The following is a 17,030-nucleotide window of genomic DNA, read 5'->3' as shown; positions in this document are numbered from 1 at the left end:
CGGTGCGCCCCCCTACGCGGAAGCCGGTACTCAGGCCTCGACGGTGACGATGTCGATGACCTTGCGGCCACGACGCGCACCGAACTGGACGGCGCCGGGGGTGAGGGCGAACAGCGTGTCGTCCTTGCCGCGGCCGACGTTCACGCCGGGGTGGAACTTGGTGCCGCGCTGGCGGATCAGGATTTCGCCGGCCTTGACGACCTGACCACCGAACCGCTTGACGCCCAGGTACTGAGCGTTGGAGTCGCGGCCGTTACGGGAGCTGGATGCGCCCTTTTTGTGTGCCATGGCTAGTCAGGTCCTCACTTACCGGTGATGCCGGTAACCTCGACGCGGGTCAGCTTCTGACGGTGACCCTGCCGCTTGTGGTAGCCGGTCTTGTTCTTGAACTTGTGGATGCGGATCTTGGGACCCTTGGTCTGCTCGACGACCTTGCCGGTCACCGAGATCTTCCCGAGGGCCTCAGCGTCTGCGGTGACGTCAGTGCCGTCCACGACGAGTAGCGCCGGGAAAGTGAACTCAGTGCCCGGGGCGCCCTCGAGCTTCTCGACCTCGACGACGTCGCCGACAGCCACCTTGTACTGCTTGCCGCCAGTCTTGACGATCGCGTACATCAGGACGGAAGTCTCCTGCTACTCGACGGTGACGGGGCCGTGCGCGCCCAGGCTTTCGTGAATCACCATTACGTGAATCAGAGTCGCCGGGCTACACACGACAGGGCCCACCGGACGGCGGGCCGTGTACCAGGTTACGTGGCCGTGTGCGGCGAGGTCAAACTGGGGTCCGCGCGACCCGTTCTCCCTGGTCAGCAACGGAAAACGAGACGCGCCGAACGGCCTTCGCGGAGCGCTGGGCGCCCCCGTCACCGGCCTGTGGACGTGCTCGACGCCACACAAAGCGAGGGGCCCGTACCGGTTCGGCACGGGCCCCTCGACGACTAGCGCTCTCAGCCTTCGGTCACACCGACGGGCGGGCCCGCGGGACGGGTCGCCGCACGACGCGACGTCCGCCGACGAGGAGCCACCACGGTGGGCGGCGCCTGCTCGACCTGCTCGGGGACGTGGCCGTTCAGAGCCGGTTGCGGCGCCACCTGCTCACCAGACGCCTGAGCCGGGGCCGGTTGCGCCACCGGAGGAGCCTCAACCGGTTCGACAGCCGCTGGAGCCTCGACAACAGCCGCCACGACAGTCTCAGGAGCATCACCTACGGGCTCCTGGACCTGCTTCGCCGCACCCGCGTCCCGGCGCGCACGGCGGCGCTCCCGGTTGCGGTCGCGGCGGTCGCGCTTGGCGCCGTCCTGACCAGCCTGCGCGTCCTGGTCGAGCAGCACCGCCGCTTCACTGGTGTCCACGACGGGTTCCACCACAGGCACGTCCGGAGTGGACGGTGCGGCGGGCGCGGTCTCGACGACCTCGGCCACCGCGGGCTCGGCCTCGACCGGCGTGGTCTCGACCTGCTCCGCCGACTCGCCGCCGCCGCGGTTGCGCTGCCGGGACTTGCGGCTCGGCTGCTGCTGCGACTGCTGCTGCTGGGGAGCGGAGGGGGCCGACGCCGGGGCTCCACCGTGCGCGTGCACGGGGTCGGTCGACACCACGACGCCACGGCCGCGGCAGTGCTCGCACGTGGTGCTGAACGCCTCCAGCAGACCGGTGCCGACCCGCTTGCGGGTCATCTGCACCAGGCCGAGCGAGGTGACCTCGGCGACCTGGTGGCGGGTGCGGTCGCGGCCGAGGCACTCGGTGAGGCGGCGCAGCACCAGGTCGCGGTTCGACTCGAGCACCATGTCGATGAAGTCGATGACGATGATGCCGCCGATGTCGCGCAGCCGGAGCTGGCGGACGATCTCCTCCGCCGACTCCAGGTTGTTGCGCGTCACCGTCTCCTCGAGGTTGCCACCCGATCCGGTGAACTTGCCCGTGTTGACGTCGATGACCGTCATCGCCTCGGTGCGGTCGATGACCAGGTAGCCGCCCGACGGCAGCCAGACCTTGCGGTCGAGCGCCTTGAGCAGCTGCTCGTCGATGCGGTGCTCGACGAACGCGTCCGTCTGGCCGATGTGCTTGCGCAGCCGGTCCTGGAGGTCCGGCGCCACGTGGCGGACGTACCCGTCGATGGTCTCCCAGGCGTCCGCGCCCTGGACGATCAGCGCGGAGAAGTCCTCGGTGAACAGGTCCCGGACGACCTTGACCAGCAGGTCGGGCTCTTCGTACAGCAGCTGCGGGGCCTGCGCCTTGGGGGTCGCGGCCTTGTCCTTGATGACCTGCCACTGCGCCTGGAGGCGGGTGACGTCGCGGCCCAGCTCCTCCTCGGCGATGCCCTCGGACGCGGTGCGGATGATGACACCGGCGTCCTCGGGGACGACGCGCTTGAGGATGTCCTTGAGGCGCTTGCGCTCGTTGTCCGGCAGCTTGCGGCTGATGCCGGTCGCGCCGCCGCCGGGCACGTACACCAGGAAGCGGCCGGGCAGGCTGATCTGGGTGGTCAGGCGGGCGCCCTTGTGGCCGACCGGGTCCTTCGTGACCTGGACCAGCACGCTGTCGCCGCTGGAGAGCGCCTGCTCGATCTTGCGGGACTTGCCCTCGAGGCCGGCGGCGTCCCAGTCGACCTCACCGGCGTACAGCACGGCGTTGCGGCCCCGGCCGATGTCGATGAACGCGGCCTCCATGCTCGGGAGCACGTTCTGCACCCGGCCGAGGTAGACGTTGCCGACCAGCGAACCGGTGCCGGACGAGGTCACGAAGTGCTCCACGAGGACACCGTCCTCCAGGACACCGATCTGGGTGCGGTCGCCGCGCTCGCGGACGACCATCGTGCGTTCGACGGCCTCGCGGCGGGCCAGGAACTCGGCCTCCGACAGCACCGGCACGCGGCGGCGGCCCGCTTCACGGCCGTCCCGGCGGCGCTGGCGCTTGGCCTCCAGGCGGGTCGAGCCCCGGATGCTGCGCACCTCGCTCTGCGCGGCCTCGGAGTCGGCCTTGTCGTCGCGCGCGTCGCGGGACTCCCGCACCTCGCGGACGTGCACGACCGTGTTCGGCGGGTCGTCCTCGGTGATCGCGGGCTCGTCCTCGGCACCGGTCTTGCGGCGACGGCGGCGACGCCGACGGCGGCTGCCGCCGTCCGTGCCCTCGTCGGAGCCCTGATCGTCCTGGTCGGCGGACGCCTCGGCGTCCTCCTCCTCGGGCTCCTCGGAGCCCTCGTTCTCCTCGCCGCTGTCCTCGGCGCCCTTGCCGCGACCACGGCCGCGACGGCCGCGGCGACGACGGCGACGGCTGTCGCTGTCCTCGCCGGACTGGTCGTCGTCGGCGTCGTTCTGGTCGGCGTCCGCCTCCAGCTCCGCGTCCTCGTCGTACTGCTCCGCGGGCTCCTCGACGACCACCGGCTTCACCCGGCCGCGGCCCCGCTTGGGCGCGGGCTCCTCGGCCTGGGCGGGCGCGGCGGGCGCCATGAACACCGCGGACGGCGGCGCGAACAGCGGGGTGAGCGCGGCCAGGTCCCTGACCTGGCGCGCGGGGATCGCGGGCTCCTCGTGCACCTCGACGTCCACCTCGCCGGAGACGACGTCGTCCCAGTCGAGGAGGCTCTCGGCGACCTTCAGCGCGACGTCCCTGCTGACGCTGGACTGGACCCCGCGCACCGTCTCGCCCAGATCGGCGAGAGCGGCCACGACGTCCTTGCTGCTGGCCCCCAGCAGCTTCGCCAGCGCGTGCACGCGGAGCTTGGCCGGTAGATCGACCAGTTCCGGGTGTGCGGATGTGACGTTATCCCCGCCGGGGTTACCGGCAGGCTTGTCCGTGTTCGACATGCAGCTCCTCCGCCCCCGGGCGCGTCTACTCGAAGACGCGGCCGCGCAGGGGCCTCTCTAGTCCACTCTCCGCCGCGGCTGGCGGCGGGAATCCTTGCCTTCGCCGACCGGTATCCGCGCTCTTCGAGCTCGGGCGCACAGCCTGCAGGTCCCTAAACGAAGACACCCTTAGCGGCGCTCCTGCTCCCCGGCCACCGGCTCGGACCCCGCCGCCCTGTCCTGGGCTAACGGGTCAACCAGTCCACCATCGTCGTCGAGCCGTCCCTGCGCCATCCGGGTCGCCTTCGCGGGCACCGGCGGAATCAGGTCGGCGACGACGCGGAGCGCGCTCAGCACGTCATCGGGTCGAACGGTAGGTGTTGTCTGCCGTACGACCGTCACGAGTATCCCACACGGTCGTGACAAATCAGGCGCATCGTGGCCTGCGTCGCTCGATTGGTCCTCCACCAGCGCCGACACCACGGCCGGGCGGACGTCGATGATCCTCTTCCCGTCCTTGGTCGCGCGCTCCACCTCGACCGATCCAGCCGCGAGCAGCGCCGCTACGGCAGTCCGCAGTTCCGCAGGCGACACGCCGTCCAGCTCGATCCGCCACTCGCTCGCCTCGATGCGCTCGGTGAGGTTCCCGCCGGACGAGACGACGACCTCCAGCACGTCGAGGCCCGGCGGCAGCGCCTCGTCCAGCGCGGCCCGCAGAACCTCGACGTCCAGCGGCCGCACGACCTGGACCTCGACGTATTCGGCCTCGCTGGCCACCCCGGTCGGCGAGGCGCCGATCCACGACACCTTCGGCCGGGGGCTGAAGCCCTGCGAGTACGCCATCGGCACGCCCGCCCGGCGGAGCGCGCGCTCGAAGCTGCGCGCCACGTCGCGGTGCGAGGTGAAGCGCAGCCTGCCGCGCTTGGCGTAGCACAGGCGGAGCTTCTGCACCGCCGCTGCGGACGGGTTGTTGGGCTGCTGCTGGCGGCTCAGTTCGTGCTCCTCAAGGTGTGCCGTCCGGGTGATCAGCACCCCAACGGCCCAGGCTGCTACTCCGGGGGACGGTACCGTGGAGAGGTTCCGACCGTTGAGGTTGTCTGGTTCCGCGCACGTCGTTACCGTCCGCCTACAACGGTCACCCGGCGCCGTCGAACACGTCTGCCCAGCGATGGAGGTCCCCCGTGCCTCTGCTCCGCCGCGCCCGAGCGGTCGCGGTCAGCGCAGTCCTGCTCGCAAGTGGGAGCACGGTGGCGTCAGCCGCCGCGTCCGCGCAACCCGAGCTGGCCTCGACGCCGATCGCGAGCTGCGTGCAACCGGGCCCGACGCTGCGGTACCTCGTCGTCTTCGAGCAGGGCACGAGCCAACCCCTCGCCGAGGCCGAGATCGCGGCCTCGTGCGGCACGTCGACCGTGTACTACCCGCAGATCTCCGTCGCCGTCGCGACCTCGCCGGACCCGTCGTTCGGGCGGCGGATGGGCGCGGAACGCGCGTACAGCGCGCAGGCCGAGGCGATCTCCAAGCGGACCGGCGCCGTCGTGCGGAAGAAGGTCGACGAGACCGGGATGGCCAAGGCGTCGCGCGGCGGGGCCGTCGACCGGACGGTCGAGCAGTGGGACATGGACCTGATCAGGGCCGCCGAGGCGCACGCGATCAACAACGGCAGCCGGGACGTGGTCGTCGGCGTGCTGGACTCCGGGATCGACCCGAGCCACCCCGACCTCGTCGGGGCGCTGGACCCTGGCCTGTCGGCGGGCTGCTCGAACGGGGGCAGGGCCGACACCTCGGTCGCGGCGTGGTCGCCGACGACGTCGGCGCACGGCACGCACGTGGCGGGCACGATCGCCGCGGCCGACGACGGGCGCGGCACGACCGGCGTGGCGCCGGGGGTGCGGATCGCGTCGGTGAAGGTCGTGGACGACGACGGGTACATCTACCCCGAGTACGCGGTGTGCGGGTTCATGTGGGCCGCCGTGCACGGCATGACGATCACCAACAACAGCTACTTCATCGACCCGTGGGTGTTCACCTGCCAGAACCAGGTCGGGCAGGGCGTCGTGTACGAGGCGGTGCGGCGGGCGGTCGACTACTCGTCCGACAGCGGCGTGCTGACCGTGGCCGCGGCGGGCAACGGCGGGTCGGACCTGAGCAAGCCCGGCAGCGACGCCCAGAGCCCGACCAACGCGGAGGACGTGAAGCCGAGGGCGCTGGACAACACGTGCCTGGTGCTGCCCGCGCAGCTGCGGTCGGTGGTGGCGGTGTCGTCCGTGGGCGCGAACCGGGTGAAGACCGGGTACAGCTCCTACGGGCTCGGCGCGGTGGACCTGACGGGTCCGGGCGGCGACCGGAAGCAGGTGCCGGACGACGCCGTCGACGGCTGCGTGCTGTCGACCGTGCCCGCCGGGTACGACTACTCGTGCGGGACGTCCATGGCCACGCCGCACGTGTCCGGGGTGGCGGCGCTGCTGGCGTCCGTGCACCCGGAGGCGACGGCGCCGCAGCTGAGCCGGATGCTGAACACGCAGGCCGAGACGCTGCCGTGCCCGGCCGACTACGACCTGAACGGGACCGGCGCGCAGGACGCCTACTGCACGGGGTACTCGGAGTACAACGGCTTCTACGGGCACGGGCTGGTCGACGCGCTGGCCGCCGTCACCGAGTAGGGCCGCGCCGAGCGGGGATCGCCCGGGCAGTCAGGTGCACGGGGGCGTGCGGACGTCGGGCCGCTAGGCGTGCGGGTTCCCGGCCGTCAGGCAGGCGGGTGCGTGCCGACGTAGGGCCACTAGGCGTGCGGGTTCCCGGCCGTCAGGCGGGTGGGGGCGTGCGGTGCTGGCTGAGGGCTTCCGGCAGGTCGGTGCGGCCGGTGATGCCGAGCTTGCGGTAGGCGCCGGACAGGTGCAGCTCGACGGTTCGGCGGGTGAGGAAGAGGGCCTCGGCTATCTGGCGGTTGGTCAGGCCCTGGGCCGCCATGCCCGCCACGCGGGTCTCCTGCTTGGTGAGGCCGTGGACCGTGCCCTCCGCGGTGACCGGCTCGCACGCGCGCAGCTCGTCGCCCGCCAGGCGGATGAGGGGCTGCGATTCGCACTTGGCGCTCAGCTCGACGGCCCGGCGCAGGTACGGGATGGCCCGCTCGGGCTGGCCGCGCCTGCGGAGCTGGGCGCCGAGTTCGAAGAACGCCTCGGCGAGCTGGAGCTTGCCGGTCGACTCGGCCAGGAACTCGGTGGCCTTCAGCAGCGCCCTCGTGGCGGCCTCCTCGTCGTCGGCGCTCAGACCGATGGACAGCAGGGCGGTGCCCATCGACCTGGGCGTGCCCCACTGCCGGGCCATCTCGTGGTCCTCCTTGGCCAGAGCGGCGGCCGGCTCGCGCTGCCCGAGCGCCAGGTGGACGCGGACGGCCAGCGCTCGCCACGGGATCACGGCGGGGCTGTCGACGGCTGAGGCCTCCAGCCTTCGGCAGCACTCCAGCAGGTCGGCGAGGGCGCCCTCGTGGTCGCCGGTCGCGTGCTTGAGCTTGCCGCGCGAGTAGAGCACCAGGTTGTGCTGGAACAGCTCGGGCAGCTCACCGGCGAAGCCGCTGCGGGCGAGCAGGTCGCGGGCCTCGTCGGCGCGTCCGAGGTCGACCAGCACCTCGGTGAGGCGGGCGGCGCAGAGGATCGCCATGGGGCAGTCCTGGACGGCGCCCAGCTCCTCGAAGAGCCGCATCTGCCACTTGAGGAACGTCTTGGCCCTGATCAGCTCACCCGCCGCGAGGAAGTCCATGCCGTGCGCCAGCGACACGACGGTGCCCTTGCGCAGGTGGAAGTCGTGGGGCTCGGAGGTGCTGCCGATCATGCGGCGGAACTTGTCCGACAGCTCGGGCGCGTCGACCAGGAAGCACGTCGACAGGGTGAACACGAACGGCTGGACGAACACGTCCATGCGGTCGCCCGCGAGCGCCTCGTCGGCGTACCGGACGGCCTCCAGCGCCGAGTCGCCGCGCAGCGCGTGACCGAGGGACATGATCACCGAGTGGAGCTGGCGGAGCCGGGGGGCGTCGGGCTTCTCCGACTCCAGCTCGTCGGTGAACAGGCTGGCGCGCAGCGCGAGGCCGAGGTCGTTGCCCGCCGCCGCGAGGTAGCACATCGCGCGCAGCTCCCACAGCTCGTCCTTCTCCTGGGAGCTGAGCCGGGACTGCACCTGGAGGCCGATGGAGAGGGCGAGCCGGGCCTCGTGGGCGGTGCACGCGCGCAGCAGCATGGTCACGGCCTGGCCCACCGCGGAGCGGACGTCGTCGGCGTGCGCCAGCGCCTCGCGCAGCCGGGCCATGCCCTTGGCCGAGTCGCCGAGGAACTCGACGTGGACGAGTTCGAGCTGCACGGCCAGGCGCTCGTCGGGGGTGAGCGGTTCGTCCAGCACGCGTTCGAGGAGGGCGAGCGCGTGGTCGAGGTCGCCGTTGTGGGCGGCGTCGCGGGCGGCGCGGCGGAGCACGTCCAGCCCCCAGGTGACGCGGATGCCGCGCGCCTGGAGCAGGTGGGCGGCGACCTGCACGTCCGGCGCGTCGGCGTCGGCGAGCAGCGTCGCGGCGCGGGCGTGGTCGGCGGCGCGCGTGGCGACCGGCAGGTCGCGCAGGACGGCGTTGCGGACGAACGGGTGGCGAAAGGACACCGTGTGGCTGTTGCAGAGGATCCTCAAGCGCACCAACGCGTCCAGGCCGCGCAGCGCTTGGGAGTAGTCCACTCCGGACATCGCGGCGACCATGTCCACGGTGGCCTCGTCGCCCAGGACCGCCACCGCGCGCACGAGTTCGGCGCAGCCGGGCAGCGGTCGCAGGCGGACGCGGAGCTGCTCGCCGATGTCGGGGGCGGCCAGCTCGCGGACCTCGGCCGGGGTGACCGCGCCGATCTCGCCGCCGAAGCGGGCGCGCAGCGCGCCGAGCATGGAGTGCAGCAGGTACGGGTTGCCCTTGCTGACGTCGAAGCAGGCGGCGGCGAGGTCGGCGTGGACGGGAGCGGCGGTGTTCGCCTTGAGCAGTTCGGTGACGCCGCGGACGTCGAGTCCTTCGAGGACGACCGTCTCGGCGCTGCACCCGGTCAGCTCCTGGAGCGACACCTCGCCCGCGGGCGGGTGGCCGGTGGTGGAGCCGAGCATGATGAGCACGGGCTGGTCGGTGGTCCGGCGGCGGATGTAGGCCATGGACCGCATCGACCAGATGTCGCTGACGTGGATGTCGTCCACGATGATGAGGACCGGCCGCTTCTCCGCGGCCCGGCGGACGAGCCGGTAGAACGCCTCCAGCGACGAGACGCGGTCGGGGCGGAGGTCGACGTCCTCGCCGTCCAGGTCGTCGGCGAGCTGGCGGATGACACCGCCGTCGAGGTGGGTCTCCAGCCGGGCCCCGTGCCCGACGGCGACGGTGAACCCCATGCTCCTGGCGAGTTCCGCGGTGGCGTCGAACAGCACCGACTTCCCGACGCCGAGTTCCCCGGTCATCGTGACGATCGCCGACCGGCCGACGGCCACCTTCGTGAGCAGGGCTCGCATGGTGCGCAGTTCGGCTTCGCGGCCGAGGCACGTCGTCTGCGCCGCGGGGACGAGCACGGGTCTGTGGACCACCCATGCGGGCACCGGAGATGTCACTCGGGGCTCCGATCTGCGGCGCCCGGCAGGGGGCGCGCGAGGCCGTGGGAGCGGGGAGCACCACCGTATGGCATGTGTCCAGACCGGGTGGTCCGGTCGTCCTTCGGTACCGAGAGCCCGCGCCGGGACTGATCTGAATTTCCTTCGGTACCCACCGTAGAGACGTGGCCGTCCCGGTGAGCGAGACTTGGCGCCAGGACGTTGTAGGCCGATCGGCGGTACGGCGCGATCGGGCGGTGGGTCAGACCCACGACCGCGACACCGACGAGGCGTGCGAGAGGTGGTTGTCGGCCGGGAGCGTTCCGGAGCTGACCGGTGCGGACGTGGTCAGCGCCGCCACCACGGCCATGAGCAGCAGGCTCGCCACGACGAGCAGCACGCCCCGAACCGGCACACCGCGGTCCTCGAACCGCCGTCCGCCCGAATCGCTCGGGGCTGGAATTCGCCGTGCCAACAGTCCGAATTGCTCGGCCCGCGTGAGAATGTGCGGAATTGCCTGGAATTCGACGAGTTCCCGCTGGCAACGGACACAGTCGACCAGATGGTCGTTAAATGCGAGCTCGGCGCCCTCGTCGAGGACGCCGAGCATGTACGCGGCGACGTCGGAATGTGTCGACATCGGCCCGCCCCCCTGTGTCAGCTTCGCTCGCGCAAAGCGCCGCGAAGAATCTGCATGGCCTTGTACAGGCGGGACTTCACCGTGCCCTCGGGAATCCCCAGGGCGAGTGCCGCCTCTTTGATCGTCCGACCGCGCACGTACGTTTCGTAGATCGCGGCCCGGTGTTCCTCGCCCAGCTTGCCGATCACCTGCGTGATTACCATGAGTGAGAGGGCCTGATCCGTTTCGTCCGGAGCCTCCATGCTGTCCGGCGAGGTCAACTCCACCTCCTGCGGCCTGGCCTGCCGCGTGCGCCAGCCGTCGATCACGATCCGGCGGGCGACTGTCAGTAGCCATCCCCGCAGCATCCGCGGGTCCCGAACCAGCGTTTCGGAGTTCTGCCACGCCCTGATCAAGGTCTCCTGGACGACGTCTTCGGTCCATTGACGATCATGTCCGGTGAGCCCGAGGACGTGTGCGAACAACGCTCCCCTGAACTCGCCGTAGAGCTCGGTGACCAGCTCTTCGGCACGCTTGTCGGAGGTGCCGTTCCCGACGGGCCGACGAGGGTCCACCAAGGCTCCACCCAGCGCATTCATGGAGAAACCAACCTCCCGGAGTCCCAGCGGCGGATGGAGCGCCCCAGTCTCCATTCGGCGACCGGAAGCACACCTGCGATCTAATTGATACAACAGGATCGTACGGCACGCTAGATGGCAATCCAAATCTCTGATAAAAACTTCGGTACAGTATCTTTCGGAAAGACATCGACAGAGTTCTAGGGGCTAGAGCGGGAGTTCGAAGGGAGTTACGCAAGAGTACTGTGATGCAGGTCACTGGCAGGATAGACTACTTGATCGAACCACTCCGACGCCGGTTCGTAGTACTTATCGGGCCGCACGCTAAAACGATCTAGACCTTGTCGGGGGAATGTTATGAACGCTCACATCGTGCAAACGGTTGTAGCGGCCACCTCGTACGACGCGGGCGTCCGCGCCGTCTCCGCGCTGTCCGCGCGAATGGCCTACGTCGCGATGTGCCTGACGCTGTGCTGGGGCGTGCTCACGGCCACCGGCTGGGTCCACCGGTTGACGGGCAGACAGGCACTGCGCGGTGGGCACATCGTGCTGGCCACCTTCACGCTCGCCACCGGCCTGACGCACGGGCTGGCGTTCCTGCTGCTCGACTCGGGCGGCCTCGGTTTCCTCCAGGTGGTCCTGCCGTTCGTCGACGGCGGCCTCGCCAGGCACGCGCTCGGCATCGTCGGGCTGGAGCTGATGATCGCCGTGGCGATCACCGCGGGCCTGCACCGCGTCCTGGAGACCTCGCAGTGGGTCGACTTCCACCGCTTCTCCTACGTGGGCGTGTGGCTCGTCGCCATGCACTCGTGGCTCGGCGCGGCGGCCAACGGCTCGGTGTCCACGCTGTGGCTGGGCGGGATCACCCTGCTCGCGCCCGCGATCACGCTGACGATCCTGCGCTTCCTGCCGCCCGAGCACCTCGCGCGCATCGGTCTGGTGGACACACCCCACGTGGTCGTGGACCACTCCCCCGCGCCGGAGGAGCCCGCACCCGTCGTGGACCCGCGCGACCCGAAGTCGGCGACCATCCGCACCGAGGTGAAGGACAAGATCGCCGTCAGCGTCGACCACCAGCGGTGCCACCACTACGGGATCTGCTCGTCCCAGGCGCCGAAGGTGTTCAGGCTGCTGGAGGACGGGCGCCTGCGGTACGCGAAGAACCCCGAGGCCTCGCAGACGCCGCTGGTCGAGGCCGCGGCGCACGCGTGCCCGACGCGCGCCATCAAGATGACCCGCGTCGTCGAGTGAGCGACCGGACCACGTCCGTCCACAGTGGCCGGACAACCGATACCGGCGGCGCGCCAGGGCTTTCCCGCGCTACCGGTCCGGTGTCCTAATCGGTCAGTGTGGTGAGGGCCGGGTTGCGCACCGGGGACCCTCCACCGACGGGCGTCAGCGGCAGCAGGGTGCGCCCCGTCGGCCCGACCTCGATGTCGGTGCCCATCGCGGGGCAGACGCCGCAGTCGAAGCACGGCGTCCAGCGGCAGTCGTCCTGCTCCCGCTCGTCCAGCGCGTCCTGCCAGTCGGCCCAGAGCCACTCCTTGTCCAGGCCCGAGTCCAGGTGGTCCCAGGGCAGGACTTCCAGCTCCTCGCGCTCACGCGTGGTGAACCAGGCGAGGTCGACGCCGAACGCGGGCAGCTCCGCCTCGGCCGCGTTGACCCAGCGGTAGTAGGAGAAGTGCTCGGACCAGCCGTCGAACCGGCCGCCCTCGCGCCACACGCGCTCGATGACCCTGCCGATGCGGCGGTCGCCGCGCGACAGGAGTCCTTCGATCAGCGACGGCTTGCCGTCGTGGTAGCGCATGCCGATGTTGCGGCCCAGGCTGCGGTCGGAGTTGATCGCGGCCCGGAGCTTCGCCAGCCTGCTGTCCACGGTGTCCGGGTCGCACTGCGGCGCCCACTGGAACGGCGTGTGCGGCTTGGGCACGAACCCGCCGATGGAGATGGTGCAGCGGATGTCCTTGCGGCCGCTGACCTCGCGACCCGTGCGGATCACGTTCTTCGCCATCTCGGCGATCTGGAGCACGTCCTCGTCCGTCTCGGTCGGCAGGCCGCACATGAAGTACAGCTTCACCTGCCGCCAGCCGTTCGCGAACGCCGTGCCGACCGTCCGGATGAGGTCCTCCTCGGACACCATCTTGTTGATCACCCGGCGCAACCGCTCGCTGCCGCCCTCGGGCGCGAACGTGAGGCCGGACCGGCGGCCACCCCGTGACAGCTCGTTCGCCAGGTCGACGTTGAACGCGTCGACGCGGGTGCTCGGCAGCGACAGGCCGGTGTTGGTGCCCTCGTAGCGGTCCGCGAGGCCCTTGGTGATCTCGGCGATCTCCGAGTGGTCGGCGCTGGACAGCGACAGCAGGCCGACCTCCTCGAACCCGGTCGCCTCCAGCCCGCGCTGGACCATGGCGCCGATGCCCTCGATCGAGCGCTCGCGCACCGGTCGGGTGATCATCCCGGCCTGGCAGAACCGGCAGCCGCGGGTGCAGCCGCGGAAGATCTCGACGCTCATCCGCTCGTGGACGCTCTCGGCGAGCGGCACGAGGGGCTGCTTCGGGTACGGCCACGCGTCCAGGTCCATCGTGGTCCGCTTGAACACCCGGTACGGCACGCGCTCGCGGTTCGGCACCACGCGCTGGATCCGGCCGTCCGGCAGGTACTCCACGTCGTAGAAGCGCGGCACGTACACGCCGCCGGTCTCGGCGAGCCTGGTCAGCACCTCGTCGCGCCCGCCGGGGCTGCCCTCGGCCTTCCACGCGCGGACGATGTCCGTGATCTCCAGGACGGCTTCCTCGCCGTCGCCGAGCACGGCGCAGTCGATGAAGTCCGCGATGGGCTCCGGGTTGAACGCGGCGTGCCCGCCCGACACGACGATCGGGTGCTCGTCGGTGCGGTCCACCGAGTGCAGCGGGATGCCCGCCAGGTCGAGCGCGGTCAGCATGTTCGTGTAGCCCAGCTCCGTGGCGAAGCTGATGCCCATCAGGTCGAACGCGCCGAGCGGGCGGTGCCCGTCGACGGTGAACTGCGGGACGCCGTGCTCGCGCATCAGGGCTTCGAGGTCCGGCCACACCGCGTAGGTGCGCTCGGCGAGCACGTCCGGCAGCTCGTTGAGGATCTCGTACAGGATCATGACGCCCTGGTTGGGCACCCCGACCTCGTACGCGTCCGGGTACATGAGCGCCCAGCGGACGGCCGCGCTGTCCCAGTCCTTGACCGTCGCGTTCAGCTCGCCCCCGACGTACTGCACGGGCTTCGAGACCCTGGGCAGCAGGGGTTCCAACACGGGGAAGACCGACTCGACCGTCACGGGGAACCAGGGTAACGGCATCCATCCGGGGGGACTAACCGAACAGCGGCCCGGTGATCGTCAGGCCCAGGTCCTGGGCGTGCCCGGCGTAGAGGGCGACGAACACCAGCGCGCCGCCCGAGATGGAGACGTTCTTCATGAACTGGGTCATCTCGACCTGCTTGGCCATCGGGTCGGTCTCCTTCCAGAACGCGTGCATCAGGAAGGCCGTGGGCAGCAGGAACGCGACGAGCAGCAGGGCACCGAGGTCGGCCCACACACCGAGCAGGACCATCAGACCGCCCACGACCATGAGCACGCCGGAGGCCAGGGTCATGAGCTTCCCGGACGGGACGCCCTTGGACTCGGCGTAGGCGCCCATGCTCTCGGCCTGGGTGAAGTGGGCCATCGAGGAGCCCAGGAAGATCGCGACGAAGAGGATGCGGCCGATCAGTGCGATGACGTCCATGACGACCTCCGGGAGGGAGCACGCTCGGGGGTCAAGTATTCGACCGGTCCCCCGAACCCGCCACCTCACTTCAGCAGCAGCGTGCCCAACCTCCTGGCGGCCACGACCAGGCCCCCGGCGGCCATGACGGCGAAGTAGGCGACGTTGCCGAGCATGCCCCAGCCGACGATCCCGGTCGTCAGCCCCCGGAGCAGTTCGATCGCGTGGTAGAGCGGCGTCCAGGTGACGACGGTCTGGAGCAGCGGCGGGTAGACCGACAGCGGGAAGAACGTCGTGGAGAAGAGGAACAGCGGCAGCACCGCGAGCTGCACCAGGTCGAAGTCCTGCCAGGAGCGCATGAAGGTCGTCGCGGCCATGCCGACGGCGGCGAACGCGAAGGCGACCAGCAGGCACGCGGGCAGGGCGAGCAGAGCCCACGGCGAGGCGATGAGGCCCATGCCGAGCATGACCGAGAGGAACGCCGCCGAGTACATGCCGCCGCGCAGCAGCGCCCAGGAGATCTCGCCGATCGCGATGTCCAGGGGGCCCATCGGGGTGGCGAGCATGGCGTCGTAGAGCTTGCCGTACTTGAACTTGAAGAAGACGTTGTAGGTCGAGTCGAACACGGCGCCGTTCATCGCGGACGCGGCGAGCAGCGCGGGGGCGACGAACAGCGGGTAGCTGATCAGGTGGCCGCCGGGGCCCTCGACCTCCGACACCAGCCTGCCGAACCCGTACCCCAGCGACAGCAGGAAGAACAGCGGCTCGAAGAAACCGGACACGAACGACAGCCACGCGCGGCGGTACACGAGGAACGCGCGCTCCACGAGCACGCTCGCGCGGCCCGCGTACAGGCCGGGCGGCACGATGCGGAACGCCAGCCCGCCGCCGGGGCGGGGCTCCGCGCTCTTCTGGTCGACCGTCTGCGTCACCGTCTACACCGCCAGCCTGCGTTGGAAGTACCTGCGGCCCAGCACGACCCCGACCGCCGTCAGCGCCACCAGGTACCCGACGTGGCCGAGGGCCGGGAGCAGCCGCAGCGTGCCGAACGTGGCCCCGCGGGCCAGCTCGACGCCGTGCCACACGGGGGTGATCCACGCGACCGGCCGCAGCCACTCGGGCAGCTGCGAGATCGGGAAGAACGCGCCGGTGAACAGCGTCATCGGGATGACCACGAACCGGAACAGGCCGCTGAAGCCCTCGGCGGTCTCGCGCGTCGCGGAGAACGCGACCACGGGCGCGGCGAACGCGAGGCCCGCGAGCACCGCGAACGGCAGCGCCAGCAGCACCCCCGGACCGCTGACCGCGCCGAGCGCCGCCGCGACCGCCAGGAACACCGCAGCACTGCTGACCAGGCGGAACGCGATCCAGGTCAGCTGGGAGTAGCAGATCTGCGCGGGCGTCACCGGTGTCACGACCGCACCCCAGTACGACTTCTGCCAGATGAACGCGGACAGCACCGCGTAGGTCGACTCCCACGTCGCGTTCTGCACCGCCGTCACGACCACCAGCGCGGGCGCGAGGTACACGAGGTAGGTCTGGCCGCCCGTCGCCTCGCCCGGCTGGACCTGCGAGCCGAAGCCGAAGCCCATGGCCACGAGGAACAGCACGGGTTGCAGGAAGCTGGAGATGGCCGTCGCCCGCCAGTTGCGCCGGTACCAGGTCCAGTGCTTCTCGACGCCGATCAGGACCGCGCGCACCGGGTTGAGCACGACGCCGGTGGAGCGGCTCGGGATCGTCTCCATCAGTCCACCAACGTGCGGCCGGTGAGGTGGAGGAAGACGTCCTCCAGCGAGCTGCGGCGCACCAGGCTCGACAGCGGGCGCACGTCCCTCCCGTGCACGGCGTTCAACGCCCCCTCACCGTCCTTCGTGTAGAGCAGCAGCCGGTCCGGCAGCACCTCGATCCGCTCGGCCAGGTCGACCACCGACGGTACGACGGCCTCCTGCTCGCCGGGCGCGAACCGCAGTTCGAGCACCTCGCGGGTCGAGTAGCGGCTGATCAGCTCGCTGGGCGAGCCCTCGGCGGCGATCTTGCCGCCGTCCATGACGACGAGCCGGTCGCAGAGTTGCTCCGCCTCGTCCATGTAGTGCGTGGTGATGATGAGCGTGACGCCGGACTGCTTGAGCCGGAACAGCCGGTCCCACAGCAGGTGGCGGGCCTGCGGGTCGAGGCCCGTCGTCGGCTCGTCGAGCAGCAGCAGGTCGGGGTCGTTGATCAGCGAGCGGGCGATCGTCAGCCTGCGCTTCATGCCGCCCGACAGCGGCTCCACCTCGTGGTCGGCCCGGTCGACGAGCTGCGCGAACTCCAGCAGCTCGGTCGCCTTCCCACGGGCCTCCGCGCGGGAGAGGCCGAAGTACCGGCCGTAGGTCTGGAGGTTCTGCCGCACCGTCAGCTCGGTGTCGAGGTTGTCCGTCTGCGGCACCACCCCGAGCCGCGCGCGGATCAGCGGACCCTGCGTGTTCGGGTCGAGGCCCAGCACCGACAGCTCGCCGCCCGTGCGCGGCGACGTGCAGGAGATCATCCGCATCGTGGACGACTTGCCCGCCCCGTTGGGCCCGAGGAAGCCGAACGCCTCCCCCCGGCGCACCTCCACGTCGATGCCCCGCACCGCCTCGAAGTCGCCGAAGTGCTTGGTCAACCCGTGGGCCCGGACGAGGAGCGGCTCGGCAGTGGTCACGTGATCGACCTTATCCGGGGGGACCGACAATTCCTGAGGGGTTTTA

The 17,030-nt window shown here is 70.6% G+C and carries 14 protein-coding genes; 2 read left to right on the top strand and 12 right to left on the bottom strand.

Features of this window, described 5'->3' with window-relative positions:
- Positions 1 to 30: 30 nt before the first annotated feature.
- The 4 genes from rpmA to VFZ92_RS26365 all read right to left on the bottom strand — a co-directional run bounded on the left by rpmA (position 31) and on the right by VFZ92_RS26365 (position 4,732).
- Complete coding sequence (rpmA, locus tag VFZ92_RS26380) at positions 31 to 288, bottom strand: 50S ribosomal protein L27 (RefSeq protein WP_330878725.1); 258 nt, start codon at positions 286 to 288, stop codon at positions 31 to 33.
- Positions 289 to 302: 14 nt separating this feature from the next.
- Positions 303 to 614, bottom strand: coding sequence for a 50S ribosomal protein L21 (gene rplU, locus VFZ92_RS26375; protein WP_259621775.1), 312 nt, complete (start codon positions 612 to 614; stop codon positions 303 to 305).
- 332 nt (positions 615 to 946) lie between these two features.
- Positions 947 to 3,802, bottom strand: a complete 2,856-nt coding sequence (locus tag VFZ92_RS26370) for a translation initiation factor IF-2 N-terminal domain-containing protein (RefSeq protein WP_330878724.1) — start codon at positions 3,800 to 3,802, stop codon at positions 947 to 949.
- Between the two features lie 168 nt (positions 3,803 to 3,970).
- Entirely contained in the window at positions 3,971 to 4,732 is a 762-nt protein-coding gene (locus tag VFZ92_RS26365; RefSeq protein ID WP_330878728.1) for a TIGR03936 family radical SAM-associated protein, read from the bottom strand.
- A 296-nt stretch (positions 4,733 to 5,028) separates the two neighbouring features.
- Between VFZ92_RS26365 and VFZ92_RS26360 the strand changes: the two genes are divergently transcribed.
- Positions 5,029 to 6,441 (top strand): S8 family peptidase, encoded by a 1,413-nt coding sequence (locus VFZ92_RS26360; protein ID WP_330878723.1) that lies wholly within the window; start codon positions 5,029 to 5,031, stop codon positions 6,439 to 6,441.
- Positions 6,442 to 6,583: 142 nt separating this feature from the next.
- On the opposite strand, the gene VFZ92_RS26355 is transcribed toward VFZ92_RS26360, so the two are convergent.
- From VFZ92_RS26355 to VFZ92_RS26345, 3 genes are all read right to left on the bottom strand, one after another.
- Positions 6,584 to 9,370: a LuxR C-terminal-related transcriptional regulator gene (locus tag VFZ92_RS26355; RefSeq protein WP_330878722.1), complete on the bottom strand. Its 2,787-nt coding sequence runs from the start codon at positions 9,368 to 9,370 to the stop codon at positions 6,584 to 6,586.
- Positions 9,371 to 9,635: 265 nt separating this feature from the next.
- Positions 9,636 to 10,013, bottom strand: coding sequence for a hypothetical protein (locus VFZ92_RS26350; protein WP_330878721.1), 378 nt, complete (start codon positions 10,011 to 10,013; stop codon positions 9,636 to 9,638).
- 17 nt (positions 10,014 to 10,030) lie between these two features.
- On the bottom strand, positions 10,031 to 10,591 hold the full coding sequence (locus tag VFZ92_RS26345) for a sigma-70 family RNA polymerase sigma factor (RefSeq protein WP_330878720.1): 561 nt from the start codon (positions 10,589 to 10,591) through the stop codon (positions 10,031 to 10,033).
- A gap of 351 nt (positions 10,592 to 10,942) precedes the next feature.
- On the opposite strand from VFZ92_RS26345, the gene VFZ92_RS26340 reads away from it, so the two are divergent.
- A complete protein-coding gene (locus tag VFZ92_RS26340; protein ID WP_330878719.1) occupies positions 10,943 to 11,821 on the top strand; it encodes a ferredoxin in 879 nt (292 codons plus the stop codon).
- A gap of 85 nt (positions 11,822 to 11,906) precedes the next feature.
- On the opposite strand, the gene VFZ92_RS26335 is transcribed toward VFZ92_RS26340, so the two are convergent.
- The 5 genes from VFZ92_RS26335 to VFZ92_RS26315 form a co-directional block, all read right to left on the bottom strand.
- The gene (locus VFZ92_RS26335) at positions 11,907 to 13,877 is read right to left on the bottom strand and encodes a TIGR03960 family B12-binding radical SAM protein (RefSeq protein ID WP_330878718.1); all 1,971 of its coding nucleotides are present in this window, start codon (positions 13,875 to 13,877) and stop codon (positions 11,907 to 11,909) included.
- 34 nt (positions 13,878 to 13,911) lie between these two features.
- A complete protein-coding gene (locus VFZ92_RS26330) occupies positions 13,912 to 14,325 on the bottom strand; it encodes a DoxX family protein (protein ID WP_330878717.1) in 414 nt (137 codons plus the stop codon).
- Between the two features lie 65 nt (positions 14,326 to 14,390).
- Complete coding sequence (locus tag VFZ92_RS26325) at positions 14,391 to 15,236, bottom strand: ABC transporter permease (protein ID WP_330878716.1); 846 nt, start codon at positions 15,234 to 15,236, stop codon at positions 14,391 to 14,393.
- 3 nt (positions 15,237 to 15,239) lie between these two features.
- A complete protein-coding gene (locus VFZ92_RS26320) occupies positions 15,240 to 16,049 on the bottom strand; it encodes an ABC transporter permease (RefSeq protein WP_330878715.1) in 810 nt (269 codons plus the stop codon).
- Complete coding sequence (locus tag VFZ92_RS26315; protein WP_330878714.1) at positions 16,049 to 16,984, bottom strand: ABC transporter ATP-binding protein; 936 nt, start codon at positions 16,982 to 16,984, stop codon at positions 16,049 to 16,051. Before VFZ92_RS26315 ends, VFZ92_RS26320 begins: the two co-directional genes overlap by 1 nt.
- Positions 16,985 to 17,030: the final 46 nt, after the last annotated feature.

Origin of the sequence: Umezawaea sp., from assembly GCF_036375055.1 — a bacterium.
Lineage (GTDB): Bacteria > Actinomycetota > Actinomycetes > Mycobacteriales > Pseudonocardiaceae > Umezawaea.
This window is presented reverse-complemented; position numbering and strand designations above follow the sequence as displayed.